An 18,785-nucleotide genomic window follows, 5' to 3' on the forward strand; every position below is an offset into this window, starting at 1 on the left:
TTCCTCTGTTGGTCTGTAACCGTCCATCTTAATGTCCTGTACGGGCCGGCCGGCTTACGCCGCCACCGCCACTGCTGCCACTGCTGCCTCCAGAGCTGCTCCGCGATCCGGATGAGCTGCTGTTGTTGGAAGAAGAAGGCGTATAACTTCTGTTCGGCCGGTCATAGCTGCTGTTATAGCTTTCGCTGGTCTGGCCATAGCCGGAACGACGACTGTTGTTATTGGTATTATAATACGAACCGTTGCGGTTGTTGGAGTTGTTAAAGGAGCTGGAGTAAGTACGGCCGGGACGATAGGAGTTGCCCAGGTTCGCACCATTGGTGTTCAGGTAACTGCCCATTGCGAACGACGATACTGGACGGCTCGGCCGTACAAAAGTTTCGTAGCTGCCGCCCTTTCCCGGTACCACATAAATGGGGTTGTAGCAGTAAGGACTGTAGCCAGCGTAATAGTATGGATTATAAAAGCTGTTCCAGTACCACATGCTATTATAAGGGCTGGCAAAACCTGCATTCCAGGTCATGTAGCTGTTCCATCTCCAGTTGTTTACCATCCATGGATCAGCCATTCCCATACCGCCGTTATAGTAATAGTCATTGTAGTAACTATTTGAATAACGTCCGCTGGAAATCATCATGCGCAGGTACTGATCGTCGCGGTAAGAGTAGTCGCCGTATCCATTGTCAACAGAGCGGTTACCCCTCCTGGAATTGGTTTCCAGGTATTCCTGCTGATTATTGTTTTGTTGGGATGAAGCCTTTGCGATCGCCGGCTTACCGGGAGAATAATAAACGTCATCCGGCGTCTGCGCGGATTTATACACTCCTGAGCAGCTGCTTAAGGCAACCAGGCCGATACCTGCCAACCAACCGGAAAATTTGAGTTTCATACCCCAGCTAATTAATGGTTTGAAAAAATTACTTTTGCGTTCGCTGTATAAAAGTACAAAGATAAGACAGTGTTTCATAACGGAATGTTGCAAGCCAATTGTTAAAAACCAACTACTTAGCATGAGCAAAGAGATCACCAGCCGGAACGAAGACTACGCCCAATGGTATAATGACCTGATCATAAAAGGCGGACTTGCAGAAAATTCTGCTGTTCGCGGTTGTATGGTAATTAAACCTTATGGGTTTGGACTGTGGGAGAATATGCGCGACCAGCTCGACCGCATGTTTAAGGAAACCGGTCACGTGAATGCCTATTTTCCGCTGTTTATTCCCAAAAGCTTCCTTTCAAAAGAGGCAGCCCACGTGGAGGGTTTTGCCAAGGAATGTGCGGTGGTTACCCATTACCGCCTCATGAACGATCCTAACGGCAATGGCGTTGTGGTGGATCCGGAATCCAAACTCGAAGAGGAGCTGATCATCCGGCCTACCTCGGAAACGATCATCTGGAATACATATAAAGACTGGATCCAGAGTTACCGCGACCTGCCGCTGCTGATCAACCAGTGGGCCAATGTGGTCCGCTGGGAAATGCGTACGCGACTCTTTCTGAGAACGGCAGAATTCCTGTGGCAGGAAGGCCACACTGCCCATGCCAGCAAGGATGAGGCGATTGAAGAGACCCGCCGGATGCTTGATGTATATGCCGATTTCGTGGAGAACTATATGGCCGTACCCGTTATTAAGGGTGTGAAGACCGCATCTGAACGTTTTGCGGGTGCAGAAGACACTTACTGTATCGAAGCCATGATGCAGGATGGTAAGGCATTGCAGGCCGGTACCTCCCATTTCCTCGGGCAGAATTTCGCGAAGGCATTTGACGTTAAATTTCTCAATACGCATAACAAACAGGAATATGTGTGGGCCACCAGCTGGGGCGTAAGTACCCGCCTGATTGGCGCACTGGTGATGGCCCACAGTGATGACGAAGGCCTTATTCTTCCTCCCCGGATCGCTCCCTTGCAGGTGGTCATCGTGCCCATTTTCAAAGGTGATGAGCAGAAAGGCTTTATCGACAACACCGTCAGACCGGTTATCCAGTCGCTCCGTGAATTGGGCATTTCTGTTAAATATGACGACAGCGACAATAATCGTCCCGGCTGGAAATTCGCTGAATATGAAAAACGTGGAGTGCCGGTGCGCATCGCCATCGGCCAGCGGGATATTGAAAACAATGTTGTTGAAATTGCCCGCCGTGACACCCGCGAAAAGAGCTCCGTTTCCATGGAAGGTCTTGCATTTTATGTGAAGACATTGCTGGAGGAGATTCAGCTCCATATGTACAATAAGGCGAAGGGTTACCGCGACAGTGTGATCACAGAAGTAAACACCTGGGAAGAATTCGAGACCCTGCTCGATACCAAAGGAGGTTTTCTCTCTGCGCATTGGGATGGCACCGCCGAAACGGAGGAAGCGATCAAAGAGAAAACCAAGGCAACTATCCGTTGCATCCCGCTGAACAATCCACAGGCAAACGGCACCTGTATCTTCAGTGGCAAACCCAGTACGCAAAGGGTACTGTTTGCCCGGGCTTATTGATCGAACTGACCCACCCCGTTATGACCGAACAACAGGATCAGCAACCACATCTCGCGCAAGACGGCTGGGAAGCCTATCATGCCGCAGCGAAATGGGCAAGATTTCTTGCCTGGATCGGGTTTGCCTTGCTGGCCATTATGTTGTTTGCAGCAGTATGGGCGCTTCGGCTGGCCTATTTTACCCCCAGGATACAGGGCATCAATAAAGACATGATCAGCATGGCGATGTATTTCGGATGGAGCTCACCCGTCATCGCCATGCTCTATATTTTTCCCGTGTGGTTATTATACCGGTTTTCCCGTACAGCAATCCGGGCATCACGGCAAAAGGATATAGGGGTACTGCGGGACTCTTTTCAGCGCCTGCATGCATTTTTCCGCTATATAGGAATACTCATGATCGTGTTTCTTGGAATTTACCTGCTTTTCTTTATTATTGCCGGAACAGCTGCCATGCTTGGCCTCGGAGAACAATAACGACACACTAAATTCTTTCCGCCGTCGTTATTTTTCCGCCGCCGCCAAAACTATGGCGGTCAAACCAAACACCAACTTAAACCTTAACCTTTCCTATGGAGCATCGTTATTACAAGCTCAATTTTCAGGGCAGCGGACTCGAGCTCTTCCGCATCAAACTGGTCAATCTTATTCTCACTATGCTGACACTTGGCCTTTATTATCCCTGGGCCAAGGCCAAAACGCTCGACTATCTCTACAACCAGACATACTTTGAAGATAGTCCCTTCAGTTTCACCGGTACGGGAAAAGAAATGTTCAAGGGATTCATCAAAGCGATGCTTATCCTGCTCGTATTTTATGCTGCACTTATTATTTCGATGCGGTTTGGCGAGGATCACCCGGGCTGGTTTCTTACCGGTGTGTTGTGCTTCTACCTGCTGTTCATCGTGATGATGCCTTTCATCCTTCACGGTTCGTACCGCTACCGGATGGCAAAAAGCAACTGGCGCGGGATTCGTTTCGGTTATGTAGGTGAACGTAAAGTGCTGGTAGGTATTTTCCTGAAAGGATTTTTCCTGACGCTGATCACTTTTGGTATCTACGGAGCCTGGTTCCAGGTGAACCTCCGCCGCTATATGCTGAGCAATGTTCGCATCGGCAACGCCAATTTTGTTTACGATGCTGACGGGATGGACTTCTTCCTGCTCAATATCAAAGGGTATTTCCTCACCATCTTCACCCTGGGAATCTATTGGTTCTGGTGGCAGCGGGATCTCTACCGTTTTTTTGTCAATAACCTCCGGCTGGAGCAGGGCGAAAACAAAGCGCTCTTTTTCAACAGCAGGGCTGAAGCGGTTGATTTCTTCGAACTGATTGTGCTGAATACGCTGATCGTTTTCCTTACATTAGGCCTGGGAACGCCATGGGCTACCACACGTACCCTTAATTTTGTAACCAGGAACATGCTGATCAACGGCTATGTGGCATTCGACGAACTCGAACAGGCACAGGAGGCGTACAGCGATGCTACCGGTGAAGAGTTCAGCGATTTGCTGGACTTCGGATTTATTATCTGATATGAACAACAGCGATACAGTTTTCTATTTTGACGGTACAGGTGCCAGGCCGAGGCCGGCCAGGCTGTTGCTGTACAACGGCGGTGCGCACCTGTATGAGACCGGTGAGGATCATTTTATCGCTGCTTTTCCCTATAGTGAAGTACACCTCATCAGCAACGACAACAGCTACCACCATTTCAGCCTGCTGCCTGACCGGTCGCAGGCACTGGATGTGGCCAATGACCACCCGTTGTTGCCGGAGTTACTGATACAAAGCGGAAAAACAAAAAAAGGTCTGGTCAAAAGACTTTCGGGGCTGAAACTGCCTGTGCTGGTATTGCTGGTCGCTGCTGTAGTGGCGGGCCTGTATTTCCTGCTCGTCGCAGGCCTCTCCGGTGTAGCACTGCAGCTGATCTCACCGAAAAAAGAAGCTGAACTGGGTAAGATCATTTACGATAACATGATCTCTGGTTCACAGGTAGATACCAATGCTACGGCAATGCTCACCCGCTTTGCATCCAACCTGAAGCTGAGTGACAAATATCAATTGCAGTTCACTGTTCTGGATGAAGACGAGATCAATGCTTTTGCAATCCCCGGCGGACATATCGTGGTGTATAAGGGTATTCTTAAAAAAATGCAGCGGCCGGAAGAACTCGTTGCCCTGCTTGGCCATGAATCCACCCATGTGAATGAGCGCCATAGCCTGAGAAATATGTTGCAGCAAATGACCGGTGGCATCTTATTGTCAATGGTTTTCGGCGACCTCGGATCCATGGGGTCAGTGGTGGCTGAACGTGCCAATGCGCTTCAGAGCCTGTCTTATTCCCGGGGGCTTGAATCTGAGGCTGATGAAAAGGGTATGGAAAAAATGATTACCAATCATGTTGATCCAGCCGGAATGGTGAAACTGATGGACCGGCTGAAAGAAGCGGAAAAGGATTATCATCTTCCCGGATTCCTGAGCAGCCATCCGCTTACAGCGGAAAGAAAAGAAAAAGCACAGCAGTTTGTTCGTGACCACGGTTTCCGGGCTCAGCCACTTCCCGCACTGGATAAAGAATGGCAAACCCTGAAAGCAGAAGTAGGGGATGACGTACCTTCGCGAAAAATTGACGGTGACAGAGAATAACGCCACCAACAGCTACGAAGAAGGTAGAGTACTGCTGATTGATAAGCCCCTTGACTGGACATCCTTTGACGTGGTCCGGAAACTCCGGAACCAGATCAAAATAAAAAAGATCGGACATGCAGGAACACTGGATCCTCTTGCGACTGGTCTGCTGATCATCTGCACCGGCAGGTTTACCAAAAAGATCAATGAATACATGGCCCAGGAAAAGGAATATACCGGAAGCATTACCCTGGGTGCTACCACTCCCACATTTGACCTGGAATCCGAACCGGAGAATTTCCTTTCCACAGAAGGCATCACGCCGGCCATGATTGAGCAGGCAACGGCGGCATTTACCGGCCCGATCCTCCAGGTACCGCCCATCCATTCAGCCATCAAGATCAACGGGCAAAGGGTATATGAACTGGCCAGGAAAGGCAAGGAAGTAAAACTGGAACCCCGCCCGGTGACCATTTTCTCTTTTGAGATCACCGCTATCGAATTACCGGTCGTTTATTTTAAAGTGACGTGTTCCACGGGTACCTATATCCGCAGCCTTGCCAATGATTTCGGTGCCGCACTCGGATGCGGTGGTTATCTCAGCAGTCTGCGCCGCACGCGGATCGGAGCATTTCAGGTGGAAGATGCGGTTCCCATGGAAGCCGTCAGAACGGATAGTTGATACCCAGCTGGAACTGGCCTTTGAAAAGGTTCATGTCATAGAACCAGCCATTCTTGTGTTCTGCGTAAAACGGATCCTTAAACTTGTAGGCCCAGTCAAAGCGGATCAGGAAATAGTTGAAGTCCAGGCGCAGACTCGTTCCCAGATCCACGGCAAGGTCCCGGTATAACTTGTTTACCTTGAAAACGGCGTCATCGAGACTCGGGTCTCCCTGGTTGTTCCTGTACCAGATATTACCAAAATCGGTAAACAGCGCACTCTTTAACTTGATTCCGAACACCACTGCAAGGTCAAAACGGTATTCGATATTGCCTTCCAGCTGGATATCAGCGAAGCGGTCAGCGTTGTTGTTGGCAAAGATCTTCGAAGAGCCCGGTCCAAGCTGCCTGATCTGCCAACCCCGCATACTGGAAGGGCCCCCGGCGAAATAGGATTTATAAAAGGGCAGCGTCTGTTCTTTGACAATATTCTTGGTACTGTCCAGCAATTGCCCGTAGGGCACGCCCATGGCGCCAAAAATCCGGAAAGCCCAGGAGTGTTTGTCATGGTTCACGTAGTACCGGAAATCTATATCTCCCCGTACAAACCGTGACAACCTGCCCTGCAGGTCGATCGTCGGGAACATTCCGAATATGGCACCGCTCTCCTCCACCTGGGTTTTGAGGCTGTATAACTTATTACCCCTTCCCCATGTATTCCTGAGGATCAGGTATTGGCTGATGATCAGGCCATCGTTAAACAGGTTCTTCAGGTTCGGGATACTGTCATATAGTTTCCGGAGGCTATCGGTGTCGTATACCCGAACGAATTCAATATTTAACGGGCTATAGGTCCAGTTCCTGTTCTTGCGGTTCACCCAATCATAGGCGATAGAGGTATTCAGGCTCCTGGTGGCATAGAAATCGCGCCGGTCCGTATAGGCTGCTGTTGCATTCAGGATAGTCCGGGTGGCGAGCAATGACCGGTCTGCCCGGATTTTAAAGGGCAGTACAAATTTGGGGATGGTAAAACTCTGGCTGAGATTGGTCTGGAAGGTCTGGATGATCTGTCCCTGGTTACCCAGTTCAATTCCAAAACGGAGATTGGTACTGCTCAGTACCGATTGCCGTGAAACATTACGGTCCTGCAGGCCGAACTGTACACCGATACCAAACAGGTTGGTTGAGGTAAGGATGTCTGACTGGTTGCGGCTTACTTCAAAATCGCCACCGATATTCCGCCGTTTTGCAGGATACATATTGATATTTGCATCCACCACACCAATGCTGTCAATTGGTCTGAGTTCGATACCCACCTGTTTCCAGGCACTCATTTGCCCGAATACATTATTGGTTCTGTTGACATTGTCCTGCCGGTAGATGGCGCCCGGCTTTATGGTATTGTTGCGGGCAAGGAAAGAGGGTTTGAAAAGGTTACGGCTCTGGTAGATCATCACCCCGCCGCGCCGGGCAGTATCACCAAATACCTGCACCGTATCCTGAACCAGTTGCAGGTCAGGATAGATGGATACATTGCGGAAGAAATACTGACGCAGGTGTTCGGGGTTCTTGGCGCCGCGCTGCAGAAAGCGGACATCGATCTTCGGATCTTCCCTTCTTTTCTGCATTTCTTCCAGCAACCGGATCTGTTCAAAAGGATCCAGTCCCGGATCGAAGATGCCGGCTACCACAGTATCCACTTCTGCGTAAATATCTTCCCGGCTGATCTTCAGGTAACCGTTGTTACGGAAGACGTTCAGCAGCCTGTCGAGTTCCTGGGCGATCTTATCCTTCGTATAAGTATCTCCTTTCTTTAGTTTGCCGGCATCCTGGTTCACCAGGGCAAGTGCCTGAAGCGTTGAATCCCTGAAACCATAACCGACAGAATCGACGTGCATTACCTTACCGGTATTCACCGTAAAAGTGGTATAAACCCGCTGCTGCTGCTTTTTCGGAACGATTACAAGGCTGGTATCCCAGGTGATATTGCCATAGATATAACCGTTTGCTTTCAGCAGGTCATTCAGGAAGATGGCGGATTGTGTAACATTTGCCGTGTCAAAAACAGGGGGATTGTTGAGCACCTGTTTCACAAATAATTTTGTTACCCAGCGCGACTGAAGGCTGTCTGCGACCTGTTTTTCCAGCTTGGACAACAATATCGATTTTTCTGCCTGGGGCAGGCGGGTATTCAGTTTGACTGTGGTCTTATAGACAAAGGGTTTATCCTTGGGATAATTTTTGGTAACCTTGCAGCCGGCGAGGAGGAGGAGCGGCAACCATAAGCAGAGCCCGAAAAACAATTTCCGGGTATGGTTGACGGCAACAGGTATAGACATGGCTGCGGAAAAAATCAAATGATGATTACAAAAAATCAGGTCAAATATATCCAAAGTTTAAGCCAGAAAAAACTAAGGGATAGCGAAAAGCTTTTCGTTGCGGAAGGACCCAAAGTGGTGGGAGAGTTGCTGGCCATGTCATCACTACAATGCACGGCCATTTACGGCACACAGGAATGGTTCGATACCCAACAACCTTTGGCAGTAACAGAAAGCCAGGTGATCGAAGCCGGTGAACTGGAACGCATTTCATTTCTGACCACCCCCAACCAGGTGCTGGCGCTGTTCAGGCAGCCTGTTTGGAACCATCCGCCGGGTAACTGGCAACTCCTGCTGGACGGTATCCAGGACCCCGGTAATCTCGGTACCATCATCCGGATTGCGGACTGGTTTGGCGTGTACAGCATCATCTGCAGCAGGGATACGGCGGATTGTTTTGCTCCGAAAGTGGTGCAAAGTACCATGGCCAGCATCGGAAGGGTGGCAGTGGAATATGCCGACCTGCGGGAATACATTGCAGCGAACGCAGGCAGAAACTACTATGCTGCGACACTGGATGGCATTCCGCTGACCGGGGTGAATCCCCGGTTGCCGGCTACACTGGTGATCGGCAATGAGTCAAAAGGAATCCGGCCGGAAGTGCTGGAAGGCATTCAGCACCAGGTAACCATTCCCAGGGCGGGGGAAGCAGAATCACTCAATGCTGCCGTAGCCACCGGGATCCTGTTGTCGCACCTGACTTCATAAAGCATCATTATTTCCAGGCCATTGCCTTAACCGGCTGCACTCTTCTGACGATCCAGGTCGGAATCAGCAGTACCGCCATGCAAACAAGGAAAGTTCCCACGTTAACAGCGAGGATCTGCCAGGGCACCACCACCACTTCGGCCTTATCGATATAATACATCTCTTCAGGCAACCGGATGATGCCGTATTTTTTCTGCAGGAAGATCAGGATAAAGGCAAGGAGATCGCCAATCAGAATTCCTGCGAGGGTGATTACAGCACCATGGTACAGGAAAATCTGTTGTATCCTGATATTGTAGGCGCCCAGGGCTTTCAGTACACCGATCATGCGCGTTCTTTCCAGTACCAGGATGATCAGGCAGGTGATCAGGTTCAGCACGGCCACGATCGTCATGATGATCAGGACAATCAGGATGGTTTTGTCCTGCAGGTTGAGCCAGTCAAAAATATTGGGGTAGATCTCCTCAATGCTGCGGTTGATCCACATCGGTGGAAGAAGATCGAAGATTTTTTCATTCAGTCGGGGAACATCATGAAAGTCTTTGGCAAAAACTTCATACCCGCCGATCTGGTCGGGAGGCCAGTTATTCATCCGTTGTACCAGCCGGAGATCACCCAGTGCAATGAGTTTGTCATATTCTTCAATACCGGTCTTGTATAATCCGGAGATCATCAGTTTGCGGACGCGGGGCGGGGATCCGTCACTTTGAATAAAATAGATCAGTAATTCTTTGCCAACAGCCAGTGACAGCTGGTTGGCAGTATAAACAGAAAGAACGATTTCGTTGCTGTACCCGCTGTCCGGAAAATGCATCCAGCGTCCTTCTTTCAGAAATGCCTTCATCCGGCTGGTATCATAGGCGGCATCAACACCCTTGAACAGTACCCCTTCGATGCTCTCCGCCGTTTTCAGGATGGCATTCCTGGTAGCAAAGGCCTGGATGCTCTGGATACCCGGTATCACCTTCTTTAACTGTTCGACGGTGTCATTCCTGGTGATCGGTAATTCTTCGGCGATATTTACTTTCTCAGGTTCATAGTGCTTCACACGGACATGACCCCAGAAAGAAAAAATCTTCTGGCTGATCGCTTGCTGGAAGCCGGTAGTAAAGGATAATGCGATGATCATGGCTGTAACGCTCACCGCCGTGGCTGCCACAGCCAGCCGGATGATAAACCGGGAAAAGGATTTCTGGCGGTTAAGGGCTATTCGGGTCGCGATGAAGCGCGGTATGTTCAACAGGCATGATTTTAGACGCCAAATATAATGTAGCATTGTGACATGATTAGAATCACCCTGATTTGCCTGATGGCCCTGCTGGGTCTCGTGCAGCCTGCAGGTGCACAGGAACCCGATCTGGTGTTGTATGCCAATATCCAGAATCTGAAACTGTTTCCTGCCGGCAACCCCCTGGGGTATCCGATCATTATGCTGCGGAGTAACGATCAGCTTGAATTGCATTTTGACGACCGCGAAGGCGGCGTAAAAGCATATTCATATACCTGGCAGCTCTGCAATGCCGACTGGACGCCGGCCAATCTAAGTCCCATGGATTATATCAGGGGCTTTACCCAGCAACGCATCCTGACTTACCGCAGTTCGTCGGTTGCCCTCACCCGTTATACCCACTACACCCAGGTGATTCCGGAGAAAAACATAGGCCCCTCCAGGTCAGGCAATTACCTGCTGAAAGTTTTCCTTGACGGCGATCCCAACAAAATTGTCTTCACCCGGCGGGTGCTGGTAGTTGAAGAAAAGGCAGGAGTGGGGATGCAGGTGCAGCAGCCATTCAACAGCCAGATCTTCCAGACTCATCAGAAAGTGGTGTTCCGGGTAGATACAAGATCATTGAATATTATGAACGCGCCGCAGCAGGTTACTGTCCGGATCCTGCAGAACTACCGCTGGGACAACAGCAAGTTTGGCCTGCGCCCCACCTTCATCAGGCAGAATTCCCTGGAATACAATTATGAACAGGATTGTATTTTTTCTGCCGGAAAAGAATGGCGATGGCTTGATCTCCGGAGTTTCCGCCTGCAAAGTGACCGGGTGGACAGTGCACAATACGGCAATACTTTTACCAATATTTACGTAGTTCCGGATGGCGATCGCGCCGCAAGCCGGTTTGTTTATTACCGCGATGCCAATGGCATGTATTATAATCAGACCCTCGACGGACTTAACCCGTACTGGCAGGGAGACTATGCAACTGTCCGCTTCAGCTACAAGCCGCCGGCCGGACAAGCCTTTAAAGAAGATGTGTACCTCTTCGGCGAGCTGACGAACTGGGGCAAGGACCCCGCTGCAAAAATGAGTTTCAATGCAGCAAGGGGCATGTATGAGACCGCCATCTGGCTGAAACAGGGTTATTACGACTATGGCTATGCGCTTTCAACAGGTACCGGTGAGAAACAGGTCTTTTCGATGGATCGCACGGAAGGCAACTACTGGGAAACGGAAAACAATTACATCGTCCTGGTGTATTACCGCGGCATTGGCGGAAGGGCCGATGAGCTCGTCGCATATGGAAAAATCAACTCATTGGTAGGCCGGCCACAATAGTTCCATATTTATTTGTCGTGAAATCTTCGTTATGCTATCTTTGCGCCGGCAGGTCTTACACGGCCAGCTCCTACTGAACTCCCCCAGGGTCGGAAGACAGCAAGGGTAGGTGGTTGTAGCGGCGCGATGTAATAAGCCTGCCATTTTTTATTCCCCCTCTGCTTTCATATCTTCGTTGGCGCTCATCAAAAAACTAATACATGAAATTTTTTATTGATACGGCCAATCTGGCGCAGATCAAAGAAGCCAATGAATTGGGTATCCTCGACGGTGTGACGACCAACCCCTCCCTGATGGCAAAAGAAGGTATCAAAGGAGAAGAGAACATTGTTAATCATTATAAGACGATTTGCGAGCTGGTGGACGGCGATATCAGCGCCGAAGTACTTTCCACTGACTTTGCCGGTATTGTGGAAGAAGGCAAAAAACTTGCCGCTATCCATCCGAATATCGTGGTGAAAGTACCCATGATCAAAGACGGTGTAAAAGCGATCAAATGGTTCACCGACAACGGCATCCGTACGAATTGTACCCTGGTATTCTCTGCAGGTCAGGCAATTCTTGCTGCCAAGGCTGGTGCTGCTTACGTTTCTCCCTTCATTGGAAGAATTGACGACAGCGGCTGGGAAGGCACCGAACTCATCGCGCAGATTTCCAATATTTTCAGCATCCAGGGTTTCAAAACAGAAATTCTTGCTGCCTCTATCCGCAACCCTAACCACATCATCAAGTGTGCTGAACTGGGTGCTGATGTCTGCACGTGCCCGCTGGATTCCATCCTCGGCCTGCTGAAACATCCCCTGACTGATATCGGTCTGGCCAAGTTCCTGGAAGACGCAAAAAAAATGTAAGCAGAATACAGCTCAATTTTTTCGACGCGGCGGTTTACTGCCGCGTTTTCCATTTAATACTTCCTCTTCTGTTTTGAGAATTTCATTGTCGGGCAGCGTCTTGATGTAAACGTCCCGCTGCAGCTCCAGCTTTGGATTGCGCCTGTCCTTCACTGTTATGTTCACAAACGGACCGGTGAAACTGCTGTCGATGATCAGGCTGTTCCCTTCGAACCTGCCTTGCGGGCAGCTGAAAACCAGTTGATCCTGTGTGAGGGGGTACCAGCCACCACCCACCAGGCGCGCATCTACATTGATGTAGTTGTGTACGTTGCGTTTGAGGCTGTCGGTATACAGGTGAAATGCGATGCTGTCGTATGCAGGAACGGTTGCTGCCGTCTTATTTTTCTGGGCCGGAAGAACGTAATAACTGCAACACAGCAGGATGACGAATAGCGTTTTCATAATCACGAATTTGCTGCCCTTTGCAGGCGGTCATTAATGGCGAGGCCAAGGCCTTCCTCCGGAAACCGGTCTGCAATGATCAGGTCTATATCCATATCGTCAGCCAGCCTCATGGCTGCAAAAAGTCTGCTTGCTGCTTCCTCCAGGCTGCCACTGGCCGACAGGCGGAACTGATAGGCGTCGGGAAGTTCGGGAAAAATACTATTCAGCGAGATACTGGCGATGCGGGGGATCGGATCGCTCCGGAGCGCTTCCCGGATCAGGGTTGCCGCATTGCCCAGCTGCAGCGGATGCCGGGTGGCGTAGTGCCTTGCGAGCTGCCCCGGGGCAACCGGATTATCTACATATCCTTTCTCAGGCCTGGCGACAGGCCCGATTAACTTTTCTATTGCTTCCACTGCTACCCCGCCATAGCGCAGTAACCTGGGCTGATCTTCCAGGAACGAAATAATAGTGGATTCCACGCCGATCCTGCACGGCCCGCCATCAAGGATATAGGCTACCTTATCGCCCAGTTGTTCTGCCACATGTGCAGCAGTGGTAGGACTCACCCTGCCTGATGGATTGGCACTGGGGGCGGCCAGCGGAAAATCCAGCGTTTTCAGCAACCGTAACGTTAGGGGGTGTTGCGGAATCCGCACCGCCACTGCCGGTGTTCCTGCAGTAATAATGCCCGGGATCTTTGATGACGAAGGGATCACATAGGTTAACGGACCCGGACTGAACTGCTCATACAGCCTGGTGGCAGCAGCAGGAAGGGAGAGGTTCAGCGCGTCGAGCTGTGCGGCATCTGCCACATGAAGAATCAACGGATTGAACTGTGGCCGCTGCTTGGCCTGGTAGATTTTTACCACCGCTGCTTCATTTAAGGCATTGGCGGCCAACCCATATACCGTTTCGGTAGGAATAGCCACCAGCGCGCCTTCCCGCAATAATGCCGCCGCTTTTTCGATATCCGTTCCCATCCTGCAAATATACTACGCATGAAAAAATTTGGTGTTTTGATTTGCTTTGCTATATTTTTGCGGGCGATATGAAAAGTTTCATGCAACATCACCATCATCATTTTTTGCCTTCGCGGTAAGCGGATGATGTTTGCATGTACTAACAAAAACATTTGAGGGCTTACTACAGGTAAGCCCTTTTTTATTTTAAATCAGGCTATGGACCAGAAGCTACGAATCGCCATTCAGAAAAGCGGCAGGTTGTATGACGACTCAGTAAAACTGTTGAAAGATTGCGGCATTGATGTGAAGAATGGAATAAACAAACTCCGTACGGAAGCAGAGAATTTTCCCCTGGAGATCTATTTTCTCCGCGACGATGATATTCCGCAATATGTGGAAGACGGCGTGGCCGATATCGGTATCGTAGGTGAAAATGTGGTATTTGAAAAGAACCGCAGGGTGACTGCTGTGGAACCGCTGGGTTTTGGAAAATGCCGCCTGAGTATTGCAGTGGGACGAAAGGACGACTATACCGGTCCGAAATACCTGGAGGGTAAAAGGATCGCTACCAGTTACCCCGTACTCGTTCAGCGTTTCCTGGATGACAACGGCATCCGCGCAGAGATCCACGAGATCAGCGGGTCTGTGGAGATTGCACCCGGTATCGGGCTGGCAGACGCCATCGTTGACCTGGTGAGCAGTGGATCGACACTATTCATGAACGGCCTCAAGGAAGTGGATACCGTGCTCAAAAGCCAGGCAGTACTCATCCGCAACGGAAACCTCGACGAAGTAAAACTGGCCCTGCTCGAACGTTTGCTTTTCAGGATCAGGTCAGTGAAGAAAGCCAAGAACAATAAATACGTGCTGCTCAACGCACCGAACAATAACCTGGAAGCGATTATCCGGTTGTTACCCGGTATGAAAAGTCCCACCGTGCTGCCACTTGCTGAGCCCGGATGGAGCAGTGTACACAGTGTGATCAGTGAAGACCAGTTCTGGGATATCATTGAACAACTGAAAGCGGCAGGTGCCCAGGGCATACTGGTAGTGCCGATTGAAAAAATGATCATTTAACACCAACACATGAAACTGGTAAAATCCCCGGAGAAAAAGGATTGGCCGGATATTATCCGCCGGCCGGTGATGGATACAACAGCGTTGGCTGAAAAGGTAAGAACGATCCTGAATGATCTGCAGCGTAATGGTGATGCTGCGTTGCGGCAGTATACCCGCCAGTTCGATGGGTATGAAGGAACGGAGATCAGGGTAACGCCGGCAGAATTTGCAACAGCATCGGGCAAGCTGGATCCTGCCCTGAAAACAGCGATTCGCGTTGCAGCAAATAATATCCGCAAATTCCATGAGGCACAGCAGCAGGAACCGGAACTCATTGAGACCATGCCCGGCGTGCGCTGCTGGCGTGCGGCGGTGGGAATTGAAAAGGTGGGTCTTTATATTCCCGGTGGAACGGCGCCTTTGTTTTCCACCCTGCTGATGCTGGGTATCCCGGCAATTATAGCAGGATGTAAAGAGATCATTCTCTGCTCACCGCCTGATGCGGCAGGAAATCTTCATCCTGCGCTGCTGTTTGCAGCAAACGAGATCGGGATCAATAAAGTATTCAGGGCAGGTGGCGTGCAGGCGATCGGAGCAATGGCTTATGGAACTGAAACTGTTCCGGCTGTTTACAAGATCTTCGGACCAGGCAACCAATATGTGACCTGTGCCAAGCAGCTGGTACAGCAGGATGGTATTGCCATTGATATGCCGGCCGGCCCTTCAGAAGTAGCTGTACTGGCTGATCATACCGCCAATGCCGGTTACCTCGCGGCAGACCTGCTGAGCCAGGCAGAACACGGGGCAGACAGCCAGGTGCTGCTGGTCGTAACAGAAGAAAAACTGGCGCAACAGGTGCAGCAGTGTCTGCTGAATCAGCTGGAAAAACTACCCCGCCGCGACCTTGCCGAAAAGGCACTCGCCGCCAGCCACCTCGTGGTGATGCCTTCCAAAGGTCTCGCGATGGAACTGTTGAATGCCTATGCACCGGAACACCTGATACTGGCAACAGAGGATGCACTTGCGCTCAGCCGTGAAGTAGTAAACGCCGGATCAGTATTCATCGGGCATTTCTCACCGGAGTCCGTGGGCGATTATGCCAGCGGTACCAACCATACCCTGCCCACCAATGGTTTCGCCAGGGCATACAGTGGTGTAAGCCTCGACAGTTTCGTAAAAAAGATCACTTATCAACAGCTCACTTCCGAAGGATTAAGGCAGATCGCCCCCGCCGTAATAGCCATGGCCAGGGCAGAAGGCCTGGATGCCCATGCCAATGCTGTAAGTATCCGCCTGGAAAAAAACCAATAAAAGTATGTTTCAGCTTGAAGAACTTGTTCGTCCGAATATATTGACCCTGGTGCCATACTCTTCTGCAAGAGATGAATTCAAGGGGGAAGCAGATATCTTCCTGGATGCCAATGAAAATTCGCTTGGCTCCCCGCTCACCAAATGGTATAACCGTTATCCCGATCCGCTGCAGTGGAAGGTAAAAGAAAAACTCAGCGCCATTAAAGGCATTGCTTCCCGGCATATATTCCTGGGAAACGGCAGTGATGAGTGTATCGATGTGCTGCTCCGTGTATTCTGTGAACCGGCGATCGATAATATCGTAATTGTGCCGCCGACCTACGGCATGTATGAAGTAAGCGCAGCCATCAACAACGTGAAGGTGCGCAAAGTGCCACTGACACCCGACTTTCAGCTGGACCTCGCCGGTCTTGAAAAGGCAATTGACGGCCATACCAAGATGATCTTCCTTTGTTCGCCGAACAATCCTACGGGCAATTCCCTGGACAGGAAGGATGTGGAAGTTTTGCTGAACAACTATTTCGGGATCGTTGTGATGGATGAAGCATACATTAATTTCTCCCGCCAGCGGTCATTCGTGCCCGATCTTCCTGATTACCCCAACCTGGTAGTGATGCAAACACTCAGTAAAGCCTGGGGACTGGCGGCACTCCGGCTCGGAATGGCCTTTGCTTCCCAAGAAATTATCAGCCTGATGAACAAGGTCAAACCGCCTTATAATATCAACCAGGCAACACAGGATCTTGTGCTGAAGGCACTCGATGAAGTGGGACAGGTGAACGATATGATCCGGGTGCTGGTGGATGAGCGCGGGCGGCTTGAACAGGAATTGAAACGATTGTCCATTGTAAGGGAAGTGTATCCGTCGGATGCCAATTTCCTGCTGGTAAAAGTTGACAACGCAACAGGTACTTACCGCAAGCTGCTGGATAACGGCATTGTGGTTCGTGACCGCAGCAATGTCATCCTGTGTGAAGGATGCCTGCGGATAACCGTGGGCACGGAAACAGAGAATGATGCGTTGCTGAAGGCCTTAATCCACTAATTTCACCATATCAATCCAGGCAAATGAAAAAGATCATCCTGATTTCCGCCTTCCTGGCAGGAGGAGCCGGGTTAACTGCAAAAGCTGGTGATACCACGAATGTTTACCATTCTCCCGCAAACATTAAAGTGCCGAAGGGGTTTGAAGCGACGATCATTGCTGATGAGCTCGGCAGGGCACGTCATATTGCTGCGGCACCCAATGGCGTGTTATTCATCAAACTGGAAAGATTGAAGAACGGCAGGGGGATCCTTCGCCTGCAGGATGCCGACAACAATGGATCATATGAGAAGGTCACTTCCTTTGGCAATTACGGAGGAACGGGTATTGCAGTGAAGAACGGATACCTCTATGCCTCTTCCGATGACGCGGTCTACCGGTACCGGCTGAACGAAAATATGGAAGTTGCCGACACCGGAAAGCCTGAAGCGATTGTTACCGGGTTACTGAATAAGCGGCAACACTCCGCCAAGGCCATCGCCCTGGACAACAACAATCATCTTTATGTCAATATCGGTGCGCCTTCCAACGCGTGCCAGGTAGCCGACCGTACCAAAGGTTCACCAGGCCAGGATCCCTGTCCCATCCTGGATTCTGCCGGTGGTATATGGCAGTTCAGCGCAGATCAGCCGGCACAGTCTTACAAAGAAGGCAAACGGTATGCAACAGGCCTTCGGAATGTGGTAGGACTCGACTGGAACAGCAATGTGAATGAACTCTTTGTAGTGCAGCACGGGAGAGATCAGCTGGCAACGCTGTATCCCGAATTGTACAATGACAAACAAAGTGCCGAACTGCCTGCTGAAGAACTGTTCATGGTAAAGGATGGTGCCAATTGCGGATGGCCATATTGCTACTATGACGGACAGCAACAGAAAAAGGTTCTCGCACCGGAATTTGGAGGCGACGGTAAAAAAGAAGCACGTTGTGCGGACATGGTACAGCCATTGGTTGCATTTCCCGCACACCTGGCGCCCAATGCCCTGTTGTTCTATACCGGTGATAAATTTCCGGCACGATACAGGAATGGTGCATTCATCGCTTTCCATGGGTCCTGGAACCGTGCGCCGCTCCCCCAGGAAGGATATTATGTAGTGTTTGTGCCCTTCGAGAAGGGCCAGCCAGCCGGAAAGTGGGAGGTATTTGCCGACGGATTTTCAGGACTTACTGAAGTGAAGTCCCCCAATGACGCAAAGCACCGTCCCTGCGGGTTGGCGCAGGCACCTGACGGATCGTTGCTGGTGACAGATGATGTAAAAGGAACAGTATATAAAATCAGTTATAAAGGATAAGCATGTATAAAATCATAGCAGGCGCTGCCGTACTCCTGGCCCTGGCTTTTACTGCCAGGCAGCCATTACCCAAAGGATCACTGGAAAGAGGAAAAAAAGTGTATGCCACCAACTGCCTCGCCTGTCACCAGGCCGACGGAAGCGGTGTACCCAACCTGAATCCGACATTGGCCAAAACGCCGCAGGTGACGGGAGACCGACAGAAGCTCATCAATATTATCCTCAAGGGGCTGGATGAGGAAATAGAGATTAATGGAGAATCCTTCAGCAATCCAATGCCTTCACAAGCGCACCTGAGCGACCAGGAGATCGCTGATGTGCTCACCTATGTGCGCAATAGTTTTGGCAATAAGGGCACTGCTGTAAGTGCAGCCATGGTAACTACCGAAAGAAAAAAAATGTAAAGATTTC

General features: G+C 50.4%; 18 protein-coding genes and 1 other RNA gene. 14 read left to right on the forward strand and 5 right to left on the reverse strand.

All coding sequences use genetic code 11. From position 1 onward, the window contains the following. Positions 1–28 precede the first annotated feature (28 nt). Positions 29–889, reverse strand: coding sequence for a hypothetical protein (locus FPE01S_RS12655; RefSeq protein ID WP_046369329.1), 861 nt, complete (start codon positions 887–889; stop codon positions 29–31). A gap of 121 nt (positions 890–1,010) precedes the next feature. On the opposite strand from FPE01S_RS12655, the gene proS reads away from it, so the two are divergent. The 5 genes from proS to truB all read left to right on the forward strand — a co-directional run bounded on the left by proS (position 1,011) and on the right by truB (position 5,798). Beyond that, a complete protein-coding gene (gene proS, locus FPE01S_RS12660) occupies positions 1,011–2,486 on the forward strand; it encodes a proline--tRNA ligase (RefSeq protein ID WP_046369330.1) in 1,476 nt (491 codons plus the stop codon). A 20-nt stretch (positions 2,487–2,506) separates the two neighbouring features. After that, entirely contained in the window at positions 2,507–2,962 is a 456-nt protein-coding gene (locus tag FPE01S_RS12665; protein ID WP_046369331.1) for a hypothetical protein, read from the forward strand. A gap of 95 nt (positions 2,963–3,057) precedes the next feature. Beyond that, positions 3,058–4,020: a YjgN family protein gene (locus FPE01S_RS12670; RefSeq protein WP_046369332.1), complete on the forward strand. Its 963-nt coding sequence runs from the start codon at positions 3,058–3,060 to the stop codon at positions 4,018–4,020. A 1-nt stretch (position 4,021) separates the two neighbouring features. Next, the gene (locus FPE01S_RS24910; protein ID WP_052955749.1) at positions 4,022–5,134 is read left to right on the forward strand and encodes a M48 family metallopeptidase; all 1,113 of its coding nucleotides are present in this window, start codon (positions 4,022–4,024) and stop codon (positions 5,132–5,134) included. Further along, on the forward strand, positions 5,121–5,798 hold the full coding sequence (truB, locus tag FPE01S_RS12680; protein ID WP_245623995.1) for a tRNA pseudouridine(55) synthase TruB: 678 nt from the start codon (positions 5,121–5,123) through the stop codon (positions 5,796–5,798). The genes FPE01S_RS24910 and truB overlap by 14 nt, the downstream gene beginning before the upstream one ends. Here the strand turns inward: truB and FPE01S_RS12685 are convergent. Next, entirely contained in the window at positions 5,782–8,115 is a 2,334-nt protein-coding gene (locus FPE01S_RS12685) for a BamA/TamA family outer membrane protein (RefSeq protein WP_157474014.1), read from the reverse strand. The genes truB and FPE01S_RS12685 overlap by 17 nt on opposite strands. A 21-nt stretch (positions 8,116–8,136) precedes the next feature. On the opposite strand from FPE01S_RS12685, the gene FPE01S_RS12690 reads away from it, so the two are divergent. Further along, the gene (locus FPE01S_RS12690) at positions 8,137–8,862 is read left to right on the forward strand and encodes a TrmH family RNA methyltransferase (RefSeq protein WP_046369875.1); all 726 of its coding nucleotides are present in this window, start codon (positions 8,137–8,139) and stop codon (positions 8,860–8,862) included. Between the two features lie 7 nt (positions 8,863–8,869). On the opposite strand, the gene FPE01S_RS12695 is transcribed toward FPE01S_RS12690, so the two are convergent. Then, positions 8,870–10,102 (reverse strand): ABC transporter permease, encoded by a 1,233-nt coding sequence (locus tag FPE01S_RS12695; protein WP_046369335.1) that lies wholly within the window; start codon positions 10,100–10,102, stop codon positions 8,870–8,872. Positions 10,103–10,144: 42 nt separating this feature from the next. Between FPE01S_RS12695 and FPE01S_RS12700 the strand changes: the two genes are divergently transcribed. From FPE01S_RS12700 to fsa, 3 genes are all read left to right on the forward strand, one after another. Beyond that, positions 10,145–11,425, forward strand: a complete 1,281-nt coding sequence (locus FPE01S_RS12700; RefSeq protein WP_046369336.1) for a type IX secretion system plug protein — start codon at positions 10,145–10,147, stop codon at positions 11,423–11,425. Positions 11,426–11,471: 46 nt separating this feature from the next. Then, positions 11,472–11,571, forward strand: an RNA gene (gene ffs / locus FPE01S_RS25475) — signal recognition particle sRNA small type. Between the two features lie 54 nt (positions 11,572–11,625). Continuing rightward, positions 11,626–12,276 carry a fructose-6-phosphate aldolase gene (gene fsa, locus FPE01S_RS12705; protein ID WP_046369337.1) on the forward strand — a complete coding sequence of 217 codons (651 nt, stop codon included), beginning with the start codon at positions 11,626–11,628 and terminating at the stop codon, positions 12,274–12,276. 12 nt (positions 12,277–12,288) lie between these two features. Here fsa and FPE01S_RS12710 read toward each other — a convergent pair whose 3' ends face one another. Beyond that, on the reverse strand, positions 12,289–12,720 hold the full coding sequence (locus tag FPE01S_RS12710; protein ID WP_052955750.1) for a hypothetical protein: 432 nt from the start codon (positions 12,718–12,720) through the stop codon (positions 12,289–12,291). A 2-nt stretch (positions 12,721–12,722) separates the two neighbouring features. Then, positions 12,723–13,685, reverse strand: coding sequence for an L-threonylcarbamoyladenylate synthase (locus tag FPE01S_RS12715; RefSeq protein WP_046369338.1), 963 nt, complete (start codon positions 13,683–13,685; stop codon positions 12,723–12,725). A 198-nt stretch (positions 13,686–13,883) separates the two neighbouring features. On the opposite strand from FPE01S_RS12715, the gene hisG reads away from it, so the two are divergent. Genes hisG through FPE01S_RS12740 form a run of 5 tightly spaced genes read left to right on the forward strand, consistent with a single transcriptional unit; the run spans position 13,884 to position 18,778 of the window. Further along, complete coding sequence (gene hisG / locus FPE01S_RS12720) at positions 13,884–14,744, forward strand: ATP phosphoribosyltransferase (protein ID WP_046369339.1); 861 nt, start codon at positions 13,884–13,886, stop codon at positions 14,742–14,744. A 9-nt stretch (positions 14,745–14,753) separates the two neighbouring features. Then, a complete protein-coding gene (hisD, locus tag FPE01S_RS12725; protein ID WP_046369340.1) occupies positions 14,754–16,037 on the forward strand; it encodes a histidinol dehydrogenase in 1,284 nt (427 codons plus the stop codon). Positions 16,038–16,041: 4 nt separating this feature from the next. Continuing rightward, a complete protein-coding gene (gene hisC / locus FPE01S_RS12730) occupies positions 16,042–17,082 on the forward strand; it encodes a histidinol-phosphate transaminase (RefSeq protein ID WP_046369341.1) in 1,041 nt (346 codons plus the stop codon). Positions 17,083–17,105: 23 nt separating this feature from the next. Next, positions 17,106–18,374, forward strand: a complete 1,269-nt coding sequence (locus tag FPE01S_RS12735; RefSeq protein ID WP_046369342.1) for a PQQ-dependent sugar dehydrogenase — start codon at positions 17,106–17,108, stop codon at positions 18,372–18,374. A gap of 2 nt (positions 18,375–18,376) precedes the next feature. Then, a complete protein-coding gene (locus FPE01S_RS12740; RefSeq protein WP_046369343.1) occupies positions 18,377–18,778 on the forward strand; it encodes a c-type cytochrome in 402 nt (133 codons plus the stop codon). Positions 18,779–18,785: the final 7 nt, after the last annotated feature.

The organism is Flavihumibacter petaseus NBRC 106054, assembly GCF_000974785.1.
GTDB lineage: Bacteria > Bacteroidota > Bacteroidia > Chitinophagales > Chitinophagaceae > Flavihumibacter > Flavihumibacter petaseus.

Excerpts from the sequence above, each read along its gene's own strand:
- FPE01S_RS12700 (WP_046369336.1), top strand. The coding sequence starts at position 10,145 with ATGATTAGAATCACCCTGATTTGCCTGATGGCCCTGCTGGGTCTCGTG.
- FPE01S_RS12710 (WP_052955750.1), bottom strand. The coding sequence starts at position 12,720 with ATGAAAACGCTATTCGTCATCCTGCTGTGTTGCAGTTATTACGTTCTT.
- FPE01S_RS12740 (WP_046369343.1), top strand. The coding sequence starts at position 18,377 with ATGTATAAAATCATAGCAGGCGCTGCCGTACTCCTGGCCCTGGCTTTT.
- FPE01S_RS24910 (WP_052955749.1), top strand. The coding sequence starts at position 4,022 with ATGAACAACAGCGATACAGTTTTCTATTTTGACGGTACAGGTGCCAGG.
- hisC (WP_046369341.1), top strand. The coding sequence starts at position 16,042 with ATGTTTCAGCTTGAAGAACTTGTTCGTCCGAATATATTGACCCTGGTG.
- FPE01S_RS12690 (WP_046369875.1), top strand. The coding sequence starts at position 8,137 with ATGATTACAAAAAATCAGGTCAAATATATCCAAAGTTTAAGCCAGAAA.
- proS (WP_046369330.1), top strand. The coding sequence starts at position 1,011 with ATGAGCAAAGAGATCACCAGCCGGAACGAAGACTACGCCCAATGGTAT.
- FPE01S_RS12685 (WP_157474014.1), bottom strand. The coding sequence starts at position 8,115 with ATGTCTATACCTGTTGCCGTCAACCATACCCGGAAATTGTTTTTCGGG.
- FPE01S_RS12655 (WP_046369329.1), bottom strand. The coding sequence starts at position 889 with ATGAAACTCAAATTTTCCGGTTGGTTGGCAGGTATCGGCCTGGTTGCC.
- hisG (WP_046369339.1), top strand. The coding sequence starts at position 13,884 with ATGGACCAGAAGCTACGAATCGCCATTCAGAAAAGCGGCAGGTTGTAT.
- FPE01S_RS12715 (WP_046369338.1), bottom strand. The coding sequence starts at position 13,685 with ATGGGAACGGATATCGAAAAAGCGGCGGCATTATTGCGGGAAGGCGCG.
- FPE01S_RS12735 (WP_046369342.1), top strand. The coding sequence starts at position 17,106 with ATGAAAAAGATCATCCTGATTTCCGCCTTCCTGGCAGGAGGAGCCGGG.
- FPE01S_RS12670 (WP_046369332.1), top strand. The coding sequence starts at position 3,058 with ATGGAGCATCGTTATTACAAGCTCAATTTTCAGGGCAGCGGACTCGAG.
- fsa (WP_046369337.1), top strand. The coding sequence starts at position 11,626 with ATGAAATTTTTTATTGATACGGCCAATCTGGCGCAGATCAAAGAAGCC.
- FPE01S_RS12665 (WP_046369331.1), top strand. The coding sequence starts at position 2,507 with ATGACCGAACAACAGGATCAGCAACCACATCTCGCGCAAGACGGCTGG.
- hisD (WP_046369340.1), top strand. The coding sequence starts at position 14,754 with ATGAAACTGGTAAAATCCCCGGAGAAAAAGGATTGGCCGGATATTATC.